The 16,993-nt window shown below is 44.3% G+C and carries 12 protein-coding genes and 1 pseudogene; 5 read left to right on the forward strand and 8 right to left on the reverse strand.

Features of this window, described 5'->3' with window-relative positions; all coding sequences use genetic code 11:
• The first annotated feature begins 148 nt into the window (after positions 1-148).
• Positions 149-2,344, forward strand: coding sequence for a hypothetical protein (locus ACJJI8_RS18600; protein ID WP_444933327.1), 2,196 nt, complete (start codon positions 149-151; stop codon positions 2,342-2,344).
• Between the two features lie 353 nt (positions 2,345-2,697).
• Complete coding sequence (locus ACJJI8_RS18605) at positions 2,698-2,958, forward strand: hypothetical protein (RefSeq protein ID WP_444933328.1); 261 nt, start codon at positions 2,698-2,700, stop codon at positions 2,956-2,958.
• Here the strand turns inward: ACJJI8_RS18605 and ACJJI8_RS18610 are convergent.
• A pseudogene (locus ACJJI8_RS18610) lies at positions 2,911-4,466 on the reverse strand (IS1182 family transposase). The gene ACJJI8_RS18605 and the pseudogene ACJJI8_RS18610 sit on opposite strands and share 48 nt — an antisense overlap.
• A 212-nt stretch (positions 4,467-4,678) precedes the next feature.
• Between ACJJI8_RS18610 and ACJJI8_RS18615 the strand changes: the two are divergent.
• Together ACJJI8_RS18615 and ACJJI8_RS18620 are read left to right on the forward strand one after the other, a co-directional pair.
• Entirely contained in the window at positions 4,679-4,972 is a 294-nt protein-coding gene (locus ACJJI8_RS18615; RefSeq protein ID WP_507021864.1) for a hypothetical protein, read from the forward strand.
• Positions 4,969-5,925 (forward strand): histone deacetylase family protein, encoded by a 957-nt coding sequence (locus ACJJI8_RS18620; protein ID WP_444933330.1) that lies wholly within the window; start codon positions 4,969-4,971, stop codon positions 5,923-5,925. The genes ACJJI8_RS18615 and ACJJI8_RS18620 overlap by 4 nt, the downstream gene beginning before the upstream one ends.
• A 127-nt stretch (positions 5,926-6,052) precedes the next feature.
• Here ACJJI8_RS18620 and ACJJI8_RS18625 read toward each other — a convergent pair whose 3' ends face one another.
• The 7 genes from ACJJI8_RS18625 to ACJJI8_RS18655 form a co-directional block, all read right to left on the reverse strand.
• Positions 6,053-6,934: a DMT family transporter gene (locus tag ACJJI8_RS18625; protein WP_444933331.1), complete on the reverse strand. Its 882-nt coding sequence runs from the start codon at positions 6,932-6,934 to the stop codon at positions 6,053-6,055.
• 524 nt (positions 6,935-7,458) lie between these two features.
• Entirely contained in the window at positions 7,459-8,763 is a 1,305-nt protein-coding gene (locus tag ACJJI8_RS18630) for a condensation domain-containing protein (RefSeq protein ID WP_444933332.1), read from the reverse strand.
• A 1,340-nt stretch (positions 8,764-10,103) separates the two neighbouring features.
• Positions 10,104-11,408: a hypothetical protein gene (locus ACJJI8_RS18635; protein ID WP_444897456.1), complete on the reverse strand. Its 1,305-nt coding sequence runs from the start codon at positions 11,406-11,408 to the stop codon at positions 10,104-10,106.
• Positions 11,409-11,660: 252 nt separating this feature from the next.
• Positions 11,661-12,491 (reverse strand): IQM protein middle domain-containing protein, encoded by an 831-nt coding sequence (locus ACJJI8_RS18640; RefSeq protein ID WP_444933333.1) that lies wholly within the window; start codon positions 12,489-12,491, stop codon positions 11,661-11,663.
• 273 nt (positions 12,492-12,764) lie between these two features.
• The gene (locus tag ACJJI8_RS18645) at positions 12,765-13,619 is read right to left on the reverse strand and encodes an alpha/beta hydrolase family protein (protein ID WP_444933334.1); all 855 of its coding nucleotides are present in this window, start codon (positions 13,617-13,619) and stop codon (positions 12,765-12,767) included.
• Positions 13,612-14,547: an alpha/beta fold hydrolase gene (locus ACJJI8_RS18650; protein ID WP_444933335.1), complete on the reverse strand. Its 936-nt coding sequence runs from the start codon at positions 14,545-14,547 to the stop codon at positions 13,612-13,614. Before ACJJI8_RS18650 ends, ACJJI8_RS18645 begins: the two co-directional genes overlap by 8 nt.
• Positions 14,548-14,674: 127 nt before the next feature.
• Positions 14,675-15,535 (reverse strand): LysR substrate-binding domain-containing protein, encoded by an 861-nt coding sequence (locus ACJJI8_RS18655; protein WP_444897460.1) that lies wholly within the window; start codon positions 15,533-15,535, stop codon positions 14,675-14,677.
• A gap of 230 nt (positions 15,536-15,765) precedes the next feature.
• Between ACJJI8_RS18655 and ACJJI8_RS18660 the strand changes: the two genes are divergently transcribed.
• Complete coding sequence (locus ACJJI8_RS18660) at positions 15,766-16,941, forward strand: thiolase family protein (RefSeq protein WP_444897461.1); 1,176 nt, start codon at positions 15,766-15,768, stop codon at positions 16,939-16,941.
• Positions 16,942-16,993 lie beyond the last annotated feature (52 nt).

Genomic DNA, 16,993 nt, shown 5'->3' on the forward strand with positions numbered 1-16,993 from the left:
CCCTTTAGAGAAATTATTAAGTAATCCACAGAAAGGTAGATCAAGAGAACTAGAATGGCGCTCCCAATTCTAATAACTCAAAAATGAGATTTTGTCGACAATTTCACAGATAACAATCGATTCCAATCGCACATTTACGGGCAAACTTATGAGCAAGCTATTCAGCAAGAAAACTTTGGCACTGGCATTTACAGTCATACTGGCTTCATGCGGTGGAGGTGGAGGCTCTTCTTCAGATTCGGACCCAGCCCAATCATCTGGCGACAATGGCGGGGGCCAAGGCTCTGGAGACGGAGGCGGTTCAGGTAGTGGTAGCGGCTCTGGGGATAGCGGATCGGGGACCCTTCCAGACAACGAACCTGGCACCGTGACTGTTGGCGATATAGAAACGGCAGATCTTGGGTTTGCACAGATTACTTCCCGGGATATCACATTGCCGAATGGCCAAACCAATGCCGAAGAAGTCCATGGACTCCCACACTATATAGCCAGAACAGATAGTAACCAGGATGACAATCTACAGTCTGTGCCCATGCGAAGTTACACCACAGCTTGCGCAACCGACACTGATAGACCCAGGATGTTTGTTTCCAAAACCCTTAGCGAAGGTAGTGGAGAAGATGAAACCACTTATGGCACTGTTTATGAGCTGCAATATAATCCTGAAACTCTAAGCTTCGACCAAACCGGCAATACCACAATTCTAAAACAATGCTACGAAGCCCATGGTATCGCAGCTAGCGCTGATTGCTCACGGGTTGCGGTCTTGTGTAACACTGAATACCAGGCAAGCGAGCGCTATGATGTTCAAGGGGATCTGGTTGAGCAATACGGTAGCGACTGGATGAAGATGGAAAATAATATCAGTGCTATTGACGGACGTATTGAAAGGGATATCGGCCTGATGATATCTACCAATCACAGTCAATACATTGGCTATTTTACGGACCATCCCACACTAAAGTTCGAGGACTTCCTACCTGGGCTAAAAGAAAATTTCCCCGAGACCGACTTCGGCGATTCCCCGACCTTTAAGACAATTAAAGGTAACGAAATGCAAGAGGAGATGGCTTACATTGTCGATCAACTCTCTGATGCCGACTATAACGCTATGGTCGAGTATATTCGCGAGAATGGCTATAAATATAATGATCAGATCTGGCTAATGGAGTGGGATAACTTAGCGCTTAGCGAGAAGCCTGCGGCCTACGTTGTAAACAAGATGCACGGTGGTGGCCACGCCGGAGCCCAAGAGCTTATCTATGTCGAGAATGATAGCCAAGGCCGCACCAGCTACGCCTTCTCAGTAACTGCTCGGGTTTTTGATAGCAGCTATGGTGGCTCCCACTATTCTGCTGGAATGACTGTTATTGATCGCGATAACTGGTCCTTAAATATGAGTGGCAGTAATAACAGAGGCTGGTATTGGCTTTGCGGCTACGGTCATGTCTTGAATATCCGGGCATTTTATAATCCTGGTACCGAAAAATATGGAGCGATTTGCACTAGCGATGGTGGTCAATATAATCAATCGCGCGGATTAAATACTATTGCCATCAAAATGGAGGATATTTCTTCTACCAGTAGATTTGAAGGTTACTACAATTACCTGATCCCCTCCGACAATGCATTTTTCTCTAACGGAGGTGGACATACTGTAGTCCCTGTGGATGAAGATACTAACTTATCTCTCATCGTCTCCCCCAAGTACATTGATGACGAGGAAATGAATCGCTTCCTGCAAAGCGAATACGGCATTGATACCAGCACTGAAGGGCCTTTTGACCAGCAATGCTCATCCGATGATACGAACTGCTTCTTTTCCTACATGTCAAACAGCGATAACCCAACCATTTCAAGACAAGGGCTACGCAGTGGGGATGCTCTGGAATCCTCATCCCTGACTCGCATTGGTATTGCTAAAGCGGATGGTGAAGGAAGTATCGAGGGGGAAGGCTTTAAATGGCTTGTAGAAGAGCCCGACTGTCAAATCAGTGACCCACAACTTATCGACTTGAAAAATGGGCGTTACCTATTTGGCTATGCTCAATTTCAGTGTATTTCCGACAACCTTTCTTATAACCGCAGTTCCGCTAAAAATGGGGCAATGCGGATGCTTGTTCCGAAAGCCTACTATGTTATGGAAATTGATGCAGACCTAAATGTATTGGAAGGCCCTGTAAAGCTGACGAATTTTGGTTGGGGCGGACTTGACGAGCCTGTCTTCCTGGGCAACGGCAAAGTCGCTTGGTCATATATAAAGAACCCTACAATTGATAGTTACGGCGGCGGCAAGCAGAACGTTTGGCAAGCGATGATTTACCACTCAAATAGCGCCAATTGATTCATTCATAAAAAGTAAAACTAGTTGTGATAAAAATAGAGGATTTTGCTCTCTATTTTTATCACACAGCTATTAGACCTCCAGAAGCAACAAAGATAAAGAAGTGCTATTCACCTATTTATCGACCAATAGCAAAACCTTGTCGAATAAAAAACTCAAAACTACTGTTTCTTCACACAATGACTACTGGATCGGTAGAATAATACGGCAACAGCTCAGTGTAATTGCTTGAAACTACGTACCCAGATACAAGTATGCTAACCTCCCGGCCAAATAAAATTAGTCACTGAACTAACTGCCCTTTCTTCATTGAGTTTTGAATTTAGAAGCCACTACGCAATAAGGAGATCGCGATGGCTATTACTGTTCATGTCTGGAAGCAAAAGACCGGGAATGTCGGACATGCTTCCATCACCATTGATAACGAGGGTGTAGAAAAACAGATTGACCAAAACCCCTATCCAATCAATCATCGCCCATCTAAAATTCTAGAGATTTCTTCTGAAGAACTAGAATTATATCACTACATAGAATTTTGGCTTCTTAAGTCCATATTACACCCTCAATCAGTGGATATTGCCATATCTCATCAACTTTTCAATGTTATGTACTAAGCAAAACATCTGCCATTGGCCTTGAACCTTGCTCTTCCCTCGCAAGGAGAACCGATTCAACCCTTTATTGGTACCAATGTTCCCAAACACAGGCTCAACAACCGACATACGGTGCGCATAAATGGTTTTACCTTTTATGCTATCAATTCGCTTTTTCATCCAATCGGTAGCAGTACGCCCGTTTGTCCAAGTTAGTGATACCTGCCGACCATGTCCCTTTCTCGTATCTGCTGAATCTGGGCTTCGCATGCATTGATGTTTCAGGTCACAATTTCTGCAATCCGTTAAACGCCCCTCAAAAAAGAGCTTTCTTTTACCCTCGCTAACATATTCCTCTCTTTGAAGAGACATCTCTTTACCCGCTGGGCAAATGCAGGTTTTCTTTCTTTTATTAAAGGTAAAATCTTTGGCCGGTATTATCTGGGGAACTCCAACCTTTTTTCCTTGATTACGTTTACCATATTTCTCTTTTTGCTCAGAGAAGCTGCTATCTCTTGACCTGAATTTATTGTCAGGAATGTAGGCATTGATTCCATTATCTCTCAAGTACTTATAATTAGACTCATTTGAAAACCCAGTATCAGCAGTGATAATGACATCTTTGTCTAAGATATCTTCATCAATCTCGGTATTTTTATAGCGTGTACTAATACCATTCAAAATAGGCTTCAAGGTATGGTGCTCTTGCCCCTCACCAAAAGCTTGTGCTTCAACGACTATTTGATGTTTCTTATCCACTGCCGCAATACCGGTATAACCTTGAATAGTCCCCTTGCTAGTAGTCATCTTCGCTGATTCATTATCTGTGATATTGCTCTTTACTTCTTTCGGTCTTTTGCCTTGCCCCATCCTTGGGGATGACTCTTTAGGAACTGATCAATTTTTTCAAAGTGCTTTCGTAATGTGTCAGCAGCCTTAGCAACAGCCTGTTTTCGCTCCCTTTCTTGAGGTTTTCTTCCATCAAGCCTTTTGTGTTCACTGAGACAGGATTTGATCTTCTTACGAATTTTCTCCCGCTTCTTTTTAAGCTCTTTAAAAGTGCCAGAATGCGCTTTGCTAGCATTTGATGACATTTTACAGCCATCTATCGCAAAGAGCTCATTGCCAAGAAGCCCCTGTTCACTACACACCATCAAGACCTGTTCAAATACAGACTCAATTGCATCAGGATAGCTACTAACGAAGTTCGCGATACTGGTGAAGTGTGGAGTGCTATCACATGAGAGCGCCTTAAAAATGATGCTGTGTTCACACTGCCACTGAATCTCACGGCTAGAGGTGATGCCTTTGGAGTAAGCAAATAAAACGATCTTCAGAATAATCGCGGGATCATAAGCTGAGCGGCCACCACCATCATTTTGATACTTATCATTAAAGGCAGATAGATCTATGTGATCATTGATCAGATGGTGGAGAGTAAACTCAAAAGTTTGAGGCTGTAACTGCTCTTCGAAGTTAATTACAACCATGGCATCTTGGTTGTAATCATAGTGCTTAAAGTTGGGCATGTTGAGGATCTCAATAACGAGATCCCATTTTATCAAAAAATACTATCTTTTAAGAGTTTTTCTACAGCCTGAACACCAATATCAGCTACTGGCCTTCTTCAGCAGCAGGGAAAAAGGACTTTAAAATCGGCCGATCTCACAGCCCTTCCTTTCCAAGTGGTTATCGAGTTGATAGACGCCTCGAGGGTGGTGATGCGGATCAGAACATTCTTATCGATGGGCTGAATGAAACAAAAATGATTGAAGCCTGGGAAAACTTCAAGGGCGAGCAGAAGCATTACAATATGAAGGATCAGAATTGCTCGACGGTCGTTGCCTGGTTACTTGAGACTGGCTCAGGGTTCGCATCACCTGGAAAAGGAGGAATCAAAATCAGTGACTGGGCAGCAAGTCCTATTCATCGTATTCTCTTCCAGTTACGCTTTTTTGGTAATCATATTGATATGTGGACACCCAATGATGTGTTAGCTTATGCGCTACAAATTCGAAGCCAGATAACCTCATGAGCCTACCGCTATTCTACTCTCCAAATTACAACATCAGCTTGCCGCTGCTTTCCAGCTTGCATCCTTTTGATGGCTGTAAATATGAGAAAGCATTGGCACTGATTAATGCCGAGTCAGAAGCGAACATTGAGTTAAGAGTTGTTTCAGAGCCTCTTAGTCAAGACTGGCTATTATCTGTACATACGCAGCCCTATTTAGATAGCTTGCATCAATCGAAAACACTGGCTCGCGTTATAGAGATGCCGCTACTGCGCTTGCTGCCCGCAGGCGTTTTAAATAAATATTTCATGAAACCAATGCGCTTTGCAGCAGAAGGCACTTGCTTGGCGGTACGGGAAGCCTTGAGCAAAAAAACCTCTGCTTTGAATCTCGGTGGAGGTTATCACCATGCATTCGCTGGTCACGGTGAAGGGTTCTGTGCTTTCGCCGATGTAGCTATTGCTATTAATCGTGCCCGCAAACAGCACCTGCTCTCACCAGATGACAATATCTGGGTAATTGACCTTGATGCCCATAGAGGGAATGGGTTTGCTGACTGGGCCATGGAGGACCCCAATATACATATCTTTGATATGTACAATATGCAAGCCTACCCCGGCTTGCACCCCGATGAGCAGGAATCTCGCTGGCCATTTTTAGTCCCCCTAAAGCAAGGAACAGATACTGAAGGTTACCTCAGTCGGTTGGAGTCGGAATTTTCGGACTTCATTAAGCAGAGTCCGCAGCCTAAATTGGTTATCTACAATGCAGGCACAGATATTATTGCTCAGGACAAGCTGGGGGGGCTCCAGGTCAGTATCGATGGGGCCAGAAAAAGGGACCAATGGCTGGTTGACCAGATTCAATCGCTGGATGTGCCTATGGTCACCGTAACCAGTGGCGGCTACTCCGAAAACTCCTATCGTCTAATAGCAGACTTAGCGATTTACCAGGCAAAAAAGGTAACAAGTTGAAGCTCTGGAGAGGCCTCTGTCATTGAGAAAAGTGGCCCAGTAAACAACCGCTCTCTAACCCACCAAATTTTTCAAAGACTTTTGAGTATTTAGGCACTTGATTGACGCTGGAGTACTGAGCACCAAGTTACTCTTTGAGCTCTTTCGCCCGCAACCAAGCCAACCCGAGACCAGCGGCAACCGTAATACCCATGCCTATCACACCACGGATACCGAATTCTGTGCCAAACATAAAACGATCGGCTAACACACCGACGAGGATCGCACTGTAAAACAGTGCCCCAACGAGATAAGCAGGTGCGACACGATTAGCGATCGTATAAGCGAGGTTCTGTGGAACAAACAGCAGTGCGGGAATCGCGAGAATCCATAGCGACGATGTCTCTACCTTCGCATCCTCCCAGAATACAATAGATAAGCTAAAGACCAACATCCCAACAGCGAAATAGAACATGATGCGCTCAGGTGGCTCGGTCCGGCCAGCGACACCGGTTGTGATACTACCCGCTGCACGCGCTACTCCCGCTAGCAACGCAAGGAGTGAGTAGGGATTGAAAATGCCCTGAACACTGTGCTGGATCAAAATGAGGCATACGCCCAAGAATGCCAATATCGCAAGAAAGATAGTGGCGATACTAACCCGGTGACCGAGGAATACTCGGGCCATCAACATGGCAAAGAATGGATTCGTGCTTTCCAGCACCAGCGCATCTGCGATGGGTATGCCCTTGACCGCCCAATAGAAGGCAGCAAAATAGACAAAACCTGATATGGAGCGAAGGACAAGGATCTGGGGATTCACCGGCCTTATCCCCGCCACCCCCTGTCGCATCAGAAGAAACATACCCGACAATGGAGCAAGCAATATGACCTGTGCAGCCAATAGCAGAAATGGGCTAAGGCCTGCACCAGAACCCAGCTTACCGGCAATACCAAGACACCCCATCAACACTCCGCCGAGAAGAGCTAGCCCAACACCCAGGGAATGATTTTGATAAGTAGATGGCAAACTGTCACTACCTTTGGCAAATAGAGGTCAATCCTGCCTGAGAGGTAATAATGATGCCTTCATTTATGTATCGGGCGGGTCATTACAGAGCAGGACTCTATGTAACATTAGCCCCCCGATTGATTCATTTCCTATTGGGCAAGCCAAAGAGTTTGGCGCAGTAATTACTTGCCTGCCGGCGTCAGTTTCCCTGTAACAAAAAATATGAACTTCATAATATGAAATCTGAGCTTTGACCACTTTAAGATCAAGAGTATTAATCCTGTCCCCAGTTCTGCCTCAACAGATATACAGCATAAGCGATTGTCGGCACTACCTTTCTGCCAGACGTAACCCCACATAATATCTAGTTACTTCTCCTTGCGGTTTATATCAAACCCTTTGGGCGTCATCGCACAAGGGTAGTTGGCAGCCCTAAATTACTTCAAATTGGTGGTGGAGCGTAAGAATCTATAGGCGCTCGCTTGAATATGACGATTGTACCCACACCCTGTTTACTAAAATCGAGTTATGCCCTACGATCGCTAACTTGCATAAAGATCACTGCTCTCGGAAAACTCTCTTAGTGTCTTCATATATTTTTCTACATACTTTAAAGCACTTTCTTTGCTAACTAGCGGTTCACAATGCCCGAAAACAAACACCCCTTCTCCATCTATTGTACAAGTCACTAGCATTATTGGGTGTTCTCCATGTGTTTGAACAGTCATAGCCACACCAAAGTCAAAGAACATTAAGGAGCCTGTATACTCACTGATATCCCCTACATTGGATACACAAATCCCAGAGGGGAAATAGTCTTTCTCAGAACTAGAATTTTTAGCCAAATGTTTGATCTCTTCAAGGCTGTAATCAGGCACAAGTGGAGGTTTAAAAAAATGCCCATTTCGCAATTGCAAATAAACTTTTCTTTGAATTAAACGTGCGAGGTTTAATAAGTCGAGACTATTTTCATCTGATGATAAGGATATGGTTAATACAGCTGTACATTCCCCTATAACATCTCGATCTATCTGGCGTTTACACAAATATTGTGCATTTATAGGTAACGTTAACTCTGTTGTTGAGCGAAAACTTGGTAATGACTGGGCAGCAATAACAGCAATGGCATTATAAATAGAGGTAACCTGAACATTCTCACGCTTTGAAATTAAATGTAAATAGGAACATAATTTTTTAGGGAGGACACGGTACATAGAACATCCCATTCTAAGGGAGGCGTTTGCTGCCTGCTCTACTGGCCACTTTGGAGAAACGTCATTTCCGCCACCAACTGCCGATTGTCTTTTTTTAAGGTGTTTTATGGAACTAACATACTCCACAACCGATTTTTGCATGATCGAAGCAGAGGGTTTACTTCCTGAACCCCCTCTCAAGAACCGATCCAAATCTCTAACCAAGATTAATAAGGAGCGTCCATCCATGGCAGCATGGCTTACCATGAAAGCAATCCACTTTACTTCTTCCTGCTCATTCATATAAACCGTGAAACGATACACATATTTATCCAGCTCAAGAACTTTACTTCCTAAGCGCCTGAACTCTTCCTGATAATTTAAAGGCATTGCATCATGCTTTATTTCAAAAGGAATAGTTTCAAACCCCACATCACAGAACCAATAGGCATGATCATTTTTTTCTATACGAGAGCGGAGCATTGGGTGCAGGTTATGGAGGTATTCCATTCCCTTTAGTAATTCTTCGATACCGAGAGAATTACATACCCTGAAGAAGACAGCTAGTTGAACTGCGCCATTTGACTTTTCAGTCAACTCTACAGAGAGTGCTTCCTGAGCTCCAAGCTCACGAAAAGGTTTTGTATTTTTCATTGCAGGCTCTTCCCAGTCGGGAGATCACTGTCAATAGTATAGAACGAGAAAGCGCTATACCCTTGTAACATTTATAACAATCGATTCTAGATAACCACGAGACTCTCACAAACCTCATAGATCTCGGCGCCATAGGTAATGGGATCTCTTTCCACCTACTTATTGATGATATCTTTCAGGACCTTCATGAACTGTCACTTACTGTCAACGCCGCTCAATATTCTCCGCCTAACAAATACAAACAAATGATAAGCAACAACTACAAATCCGACCTTGCACCCCATCTGAGTTGAGTTGATTGCCTTTTCATTCTCTGAATCAAAAAACAGTGAATACACATGTGCAATAACATGTGTTAAATCAATCAACACAATCATTAAGAATATGACCAACCAATAACAAAACAATAAGAGCCTATTAAGGTTCATAAATATCAATCCATTTCCTCAGCGACTGTTAACTATCATCCAACCTCTAGTTACTTCTCCTTGCCGCGTTTATCGAACCTAATGGATTCCATCGCACAACTATGGTTTTTTAATTTTTTACCATACCTTTGCTCTGACTTGAAGGGAAACATCCCTCGATACCGGTAACAATAATATAACTAGCTCTCATCTCTAGTCTTTTGGTGTCCTGGATTTATCATTTAGAATCAACCACTCCCTTTAGTCAAATATTGTATTCACCAGGAAGCAACTAACCTTAAACTCCCGTTAGATTCTCTATGTACTTTCAACTCACGCTTGAACGCCCCCAAAACCATGACCCACATGCCACCCAATATTCTTCATCGCGCCCCTGCAAATAAAATACACCTTGAATATCGGACACCTTCCAGATCAACTTACTCTTGATTAGGTTGTTATTTTCTATACTTAAAATTTCTACGTTATTTGATTTTGCCCATAATTCAATCTTTTTTCTAAAGTAATTATATCGCACTATTAACAGAGTATATGGAAGCCCTCCAAAGCAACCTACTACTACCACCATCAGTATTCCATGGTACAGATACAATCCAACTAGATTAAAAAAAGTCGCACAATTCGTAGCGAAAGCGTCACAAATATTGACACATTAGGACCAGCAGGATCAAATACTGTGCAAGCACATGCCCCCTATATAGATATCGCTTACTACCACAACACCCGGTCCACTACCACCACTGCTAACATCTTCATTCAACATTCAGGCCTCCTGAATTATTTTGAAAATTGATGCTTCCAGACTAATGAAGAGGATAGTTTAAGAAGTAAAACACAAGTGTTGACCTATTCTGATCTCAATATAGATATTGTGGGTAGATCTTGTAATCTCACATTATCCCTTACAGATCACTAACTTATATGGAAATCATTGCTCTCGGAAAAGTCTCTTAGTGTCTTCATATATTTTTCTACATACTTTAGAGCACTTTCTTTGCTAACTAGCGGTTCGCAATATCCAAAAACGAACACCCCTTCTCCATCTATTGTACAAGTCACTAGCATGATCGGGTGTTCTCCATGTGTTTGTACCGTCATAACTACACCAAAGTCAAAGAACTCCAAAGGGCCCGTATACTCACCTATATCCCCTACATTGGATACGCAAATCCCAGAGGGAAAGTAACCTTTAGCAGTACTAGAATCTTTAGCCAAATGTTCGATATCAACAAGGCTGTAATCTGGTACAAGTGGAGGTTTAAAAAAATTCCCTCGCCTCACCTGTAAATAGAATTTACTTTGAATTAAACGTGCAAGGCTCAATAAGTCAAGACTAGTTTCATTTGATGATAAGGATATAGTTAACGCAATTGTACATTCCCCAATAACATCCCGTTCTATCTGGTGTTTACACAAGCATTGTGCATTCATAGGCAACATTAACTCTGCTACTGAACGGAAACCTGGTAATGACTGGGCGGCTATAATCGCAATAGCATTATAGATAGAGGTGACCTGCACATTCTCATGTTTTGAAAGTAAATACAAAAGAGAAAATAATTTTTTGGGTAGGACCCGGTACATAGAACATCCCTTTCGAAGGGAAGCATTTACTGCCTGCTCTACAGGCCACTTTGGAGAAATATCATTTCCGTCACCAACTGCCAACTGTCTTTTATTAAGGTGTTTTATGGAACTAACATAATCCACCACCGATTTTTTCATGATCGAAGCAGAGGATTCATCTTCAGCCCCGCCTCTCAAGTACCGATCCAAGTCTCTAACTAGGAGTAATAAGGAGCGTCCATCCATGGCAGCATGGCTTACCATAAAAGCAATCCACTTTACTTCTTCATGCTCATTCACATAAACCGTGAAACGATAAGCATATTTATCCAGCTCAAGAACTTTACTTCCTAATCGCTTAAACTCTTCCTGATAATTTAAAGGCAATGCATCATGCTTTATTTCAAAAGGAATAGCTTTAAAAGCTACATCACAGAGCCAATAAGCATGATGATTTTTTTCTACACGAGAACGGAGCATTGGGTGCAGATTATGGAGATATTCCATTCCCTTTAGTAATTCCTCAACACCCAGAGACCTACAGGTCCTGAAGAAGACGGCTAGTTGAACTGCACCGTTAGACTTTTCGGTCAACTCTACAAAGAGTGCTTCCTGAGCCCCAAGCTTCCGAAAAGGTTTTACTTTATTCATTGCAGGCTCTTCCCAGTGGGGAGATCACTGCCGACAGTATAGAATGAGAAAGCGCTATTGCCACATAACATCTATAAAAATCGATTCAAGATAACCACGAGGCATGCACAAAAGAAATCATAGCTGTAAACGCCAAAAACAAGGCTCACATAGCTTAAGAAACTTGCAAATCGCCTAGAAAACCCACATCGCCGCACTCCAGATATACTCGAATATAGTTAGACAAAAATAAAACTATACGCTAAACAACCTTCACCGCCATCTACATTCAGTCGAAGTACTAAAGCCTATATCCGTATATCCTAGCAACAATAACTGAGCACGAAGTTGATCAATGGCAACTGGAGTGGGCCGATAATGGCCAGAACAGGTGTTAACGAAAACTATCTTTCCACCCTCCGCTACGATCTCACCCGCTGCTGCAACACTATCTCCTGCCAGAAACGTCGAATGAGCAAAGACTGGCTTTGGATAAAAATAACTTGAATATATATTCCCATTCTTATCCATAACATAGATAGCGGCTCTACCATTATAATCTTCTGCCTGTTGTGCGCGCCTAGTATCAAAAAGCTCACCAGTAGAGTCATAAATCTTCCCGTCCATCACCGATAGTTTCGTCCCCTCTCGCTGGGCATCTGTGTAATAAATAACATATGCAGGACACATATATTTAAATTTTTTAAGACACCTTATATCTTCACCCTTGTATTTTGAATGAAGTTCAAAAAGCCTGTAGTTTTTTATCTTTGAATTACCATGTGCCGCAACATTAGAGCTACTTTCATTAGCCCTATTCGTATCGTTCATAGTAAGAATCCACTGGGAGATACATTCTGGTACGTATCCATCCGTATTCGCCCCATGGTGACTACATGTATTTTCACCTAACCACCAGTCAGTTGGCCTAGGCAATACACTATTGGAAAGACCTATTTCCATTAAGTATTCTGATGTATCATTTACTTTACTGCTCTCAACTATAAATGCCCTATCACGGTAAGTCATACCGCTTGAGGGCTGGCCACAATGGAGCGCAGTCAAAAGCACGGCAATAACTTTCTTTAGATTCTTGACGACCATTAACGGCAACTCTTTCGCAACTGAAAAGGACGAGAAAATACAGTGGGCTGAAAACATGCTGTGAATAGGTGTTTAAGAGCTTTCAGTTGGCATCTATGCCTATATTGTCCCGCACGCACTGTATTTTCCTTCGTAAATTTTGGTTTTTCAGTCATCAAAACCCACTCTAAGATGAACACCCAAGACTAACCAGCAGGACCTGATACAGAAGAGTAAATAGTATGACGAGTGGGGCGACTTCCAAATCAAAATAGAAATGGTCCCCCTAGATGCTCAAGCCGCAGCATTCAACCAACCTAAAGTGTCCCTCCACAAACTATCTTCGTAGCGCGCCTTGAAGAAACCAAAATGACCTATTAGCTTTGTATCCACGGCTTTAGCATTCACAATCTGCATTTCAGTATTTGCATTACAATAGAACGCCTTGAGAGCCTTCACAGCCTGCAGTGGAGCAAAATCTATATCATCATCTATGTATAGAAACTTCATATTGCACTCTAGACGGGAGAAGCCATCTCGTACGGGCCTACCTCTCTGGTCAACAATATAATCTTTATGGCGCCCCCAGTAGGCCCACTGCCGAGCAACACCTGCGGGTAAACTTTCACCTCCGAGGAAAAGGCCTGGAACCTGCCCCAAAATATTTGATAAGAGCGGTATCATAGCGAACCAAGCAAACAATATTTTGGGCCTCTGACGCAATCCCCAGTGACCCCAATACCCGCTTTGGGAGGATACACAGTAGACACTAGCAAGTTGGGTATTGTTATCTGCGAAGCCAATAATTTGGCCCCCTACACTATGCCCCACACAATGCCAGGTTAGCGTTTTGTATTGGCTAGTAGACCAATCGATAACAGCGGCCAAATCGTACTCTCCCCACGCGCTCATAGATAGTCGGGAGTCTCGTTGATTGGCAACCGCAGACTTACCTATACCTCGATAGTCATAGGTCACTACCAAGTAGCCATTCTTAGCCAGGAATTTTGCAAATTCAGCATAATAGCCCTGCTTGACCGCAGTAGCCGAATTTATGATTACCCCCGCTTTAGGCGGACCTTTTGGTGAAAATAGCGTTGCCCCGAGAGATAGGCCATCCTGAGTTACTATTCGACATTCTTCAATCATTACTTGAGACCTCCATGTCTTGGTCTAATACAAAATTTATGAGAGGACCCAGCACCACATCCGGAGCCTCCAGCTCAGGGAAATGTCCAGCTTCTGCTATGCGTAGTAGAGAGGCCTCCGGGATCATATTCAAACTTGAATGCTTACAAGTACATTTATGAGAAAGGTCCCGCTCCCCCCAAAGAAATAAGGCTCTCACTGTTAAGGGTTTGGAGAAAAGAGTACCCTGCAAAGGAGATTCGCTGACTAATAATCGCTGAAAAGCTGACGCCAGATTAAAAGTTGCTCCATGTTGGTAGGCTTGTTGGGCCAATTCATTAAATGGTGTGATCAGCTCACTCCTCCCTAGCGCAGCTTCAAACCAGGCAAGTGTTCGCTTACGTTTCAGAGCTTTTAGCAACAGCTGACTTAAAATTGGCTTGCTCAGCAATCCTCGTGGATCTCTCCCCTCCTTCCATCTCAACATTTCTCCCCAGCTCGGTACTTGAGATAGCACTATGTGGTCAAGTAAATCTGGACGCTTGTACGCAAGTGCAATTGCTCCAAAGCCGAGTACGCATGGAGCAACAAGCGTCACACATCCAAGGGCAAGGTTTTGTAAAAACACCTCGGTAAGACTAACCAAAGATGCAAAGTTATAATCAAGACTCGTTGAAGGAATGGAAAAACCAAAGCCAGGTGGTTCAAATATTACAACGGTGAAATCACTTGGAACTTGGCTTACAAGATAGTCATAATGCTCAATAACAACTGGCGGATCTGCTTCAAATACAATTACACGGCTGCCTCGCCCTATCTTTCGATAGCGAATTACACAAGAGCCCAAATCCATAAACTGAATACCATCTCTTGAGTGAGCTGCGTACCCTTTAAGGGTTTGACTTTTAAGCAAACTCGGCACAAAGCCATCTATAACTGCCGATATCATACTCTGGCCACCTGATTACTTTAGATACTCAATCAGATAATCCTAGGGAAGTGACAACACTGCGACAAATGGGTTTTTCCTTAGGCTCAGGCAAGAAAATCTTGTCCGGGAAAATAAAGCTAGGTGATTAACCTTCTAGGAAATGGACAACTTCTATAAACCAGCGAACAAATCCTTCAATAATTTCGTTACCCTCCAATGACTTGCTAAAGGCAAGATACAAAGGAGCCAGCTCACTGAATTTTTCAGGGTAGAGTAGTTCAAGCTCTCCAGATCTGACTTTAGGCGTTAGTGCGGGAAAGTATCCCATTGCGACTCCTAACCCTTGTTCGGCCATCTCGAGTACGGGTTGTAAGCCATCACAAGTCAGCGTCTCATTGAATTCAACTGATAAGCCCCAATCTGCCGACCATCTTTGCCAACCCAGCTTATCTGTAGACAATTGGATCTGATTTGCTCGATCACTCTTCAAGTAACCCGGTGCACAAACCGGTGAAATTCGCACCCTTGAAATCTCCCGGTAACACAAATCATCATTCGACTCCTTGTCATAACGTATAGCAACCTGCAGCTCGCCAGGGTCTATGCTGGCGCGGGCAATTTGCGACTCGATACTAATACACACTGTGGGGTATAGCGCTTTAAAGGATTTGATATTTGGGGCGAGTACTGTATTGGTCAGAAATGGAATACTGTGGATGGTAAGTGTTTTATTTTGATCCCGCGCAAGTAAATCCAAAGTTGCCCGTCGAATCACTTCCAGTGCCTTGGCAATTTTCAGATGGTATTCCCTACCAACACCCGTAAGTTCAATAGTTCGATTGAAACGAATAAATAGCTTGGTTTGCAACTCCGCCTCCAGCGTTCGTATCTGGTGCCCAACAGCGGAAGGTGTTACATGAAGCTCTTGTGCAGCGTCCTTGAAGCTTAAGTGCCGAGCAGCCGCATCAAAGGTTACCAGCAAGTTAGTCGAGGGAAGTTTCCGCATGAAGAATACTGTGATGCCATACCATTATTTTGTGAATGGCAGATTATCATGGGTACTACAGACTCCCTCAACGTGTTAGCTGCCAAAATTGAGGAGAATCTAGCCCAAAACAACCCCTCCCGTTGGAGCGGTTACACTTGAAAGCAACTCCAAACTCACCTCCCTCCTGCAAGCCCCTCTATCTGATCTAATGTAAACACATCCCCTCCCCGATCGTGTGAGCTACACCCATGAGAGATGTCGCCGTTGTTGCCTATTGCCGAACTGCCATTGCCAAAGCCAGGCGGGGTGCGCTAAATGAAACTCACGGTATTTCTATGGCTGCCCATGTCCTGAGGGAGGTGGTTTATAAGGCGGGTTTAACGCCACAGGAAGTGGAAGACGTTGTGCTGGGGTGCGGCTTACCCGAGGGAGCTACCGGGCACAATGTCGCGCGCAACGCGGCACTATTTGCCGGCTTTGGGTCTCAAGTGCCGGGTTTTACTATAAATCGCTACTGCGGCTCTGGCCTTAACGCGGCTTCTATTGTGGCCAACCGTATTGCCACAGGCGAAATGCAAATTGGGGTGGCCGGTGGCGTCGAGAGTATCAGCCTGGTGCAGTTCAACTTGAACCTGAACCATTTTGTCTATGAGCCCTTGCAAAAGAAAGTGCCGGCAGTTTGGTGGACCATGATCCAAACGGCCGACTATGTCGCCGATCAATACAACATCAGTCGCGAAGACCAGGATCGCTATGTGGTTGAATCACAAAAGCGTGTTGCCGAAGCTCAAAAGGCCGGAAAGTTTGCCGAGGAAATCACGCCGTTTGATACAGTAATGGCAGTGAAAGATAAGGAGAGTGGCGAAACCAATCGCCTGAAAGTCACCTTGTCAGAAGATGAAGGCCCCCGCCCCGGCACAACCATGGAAGCCCTGTCTGCGCTGGAGCCCGTAAACACGGGGGGGACGATAACTCCCGGTAATGCGTCCCAATTATCCGATGGGGCCGCAGCGGTCGTCATGATGGATGCTGAACTGGCAGCGCAGAGAAACCTGCCTATTCTGGGGCTGTTTCGCGGTATGCAGCTGGGAGCGGTAGCGCCAAAAGAGATGAGTATTGCGGTAGCGCCAGCGGTCAGTCGCCTTATGAAGCGCCACCAACTCACCCAGGATATGATTGACCTTTGGGAGCTACATGAGGCTTTTGCCGTAACCACCCTATACAACCAAGCTGAACTCAAAACCCCTTGGGACATTACCAATGTTAATGGCGGTGCTATTGCGCTCGGCCACCCCTACGGTATGTCGGGCATCCGCTATCTGGGTTCAACCCTATTAGAACTGGGCCGGCGCGACGCCCATCGGGCAATTATTGGTGTCTGCACTGCCGGCGGTATGGCGACGGCTGCTTACTTAGAGCGATAAGGAGTCAGCCCATGAACACCTGGAAGCCTATGGCTGCCCTAGTATTATTGCT

It is taken from the genome of Microbulbifer maximicatervae (SeqCode), from assembly GCF_052467695.1.

What these genes read in the sequence shown, in the direction of transcription:
- ACJJI8_RS18600 (WP_444933327.1), top strand. Translation starts at nt 149, where the DNA reads ATGAGCAAGCTATTCAGCAAGAAAACTTTGGCACTGGCATTTACAGTC.
- ACJJI8_RS18605 (WP_444933328.1), top strand. Translation starts at nt 2,698, where the DNA reads ATGGCTATTACTGTTCATGTCTGGAAGCAAAAGACCGGGAATGTCGGA.
- ACJJI8_RS18620 (WP_444933330.1), top strand. Translation starts at nt 4,969, where the DNA reads ATGAGCCTACCGCTATTCTACTCTCCAAATTACAACATCAGCTTGCCG.
- ACJJI8_RS18630 (WP_444933332.1), bottom strand. Translation starts at nt 8,763, where the DNA reads ATGAAAAATACAAAACCTTTTCGTGAGCTTGGAGCTCAGGAAGCACTC.
- ACJJI8_RS18635 (WP_444897456.1), bottom strand. Translation starts at nt 11,408, where the DNA reads ATGAATAAAGTAAAACCTTTTCGGAAGCTTGGGGCTCAGGAAGCACTC.
- ACJJI8_RS18640 (WP_444933333.1), bottom strand. Translation starts at nt 12,491, where the DNA reads ATGGTCGTCAAGAATCTAAAGAAAGTTATTGCCGTGCTTTTGACTGCG.
- ACJJI8_RS18645 (WP_444933334.1), bottom strand. Translation starts at nt 13,619, where the DNA reads ATGATTGAAGAATGTCGAATAGTAACTCAGGATGGCCTATCTCTCGGG.
- ACJJI8_RS18650 (WP_444933335.1), bottom strand. Translation starts at nt 14,547, where the DNA reads ATGATATCGGCAGTTATAGATGGCTTTGTGCCGAGTTTGCTTAAAAGT.
- ACJJI8_RS18655 (WP_444897460.1), bottom strand. Translation starts at nt 15,535, where the DNA reads ATGCGGAAACTTCCCTCGACTAACTTGCTGGTAACCTTTGATGCGGCT.
- ACJJI8_RS18660 (WP_444897461.1), top strand. Translation starts at nt 15,766, where the DNA reads ATGAGAGATGTCGCCGTTGTTGCCTATTGCCGAACTGCCATTGCCAAA.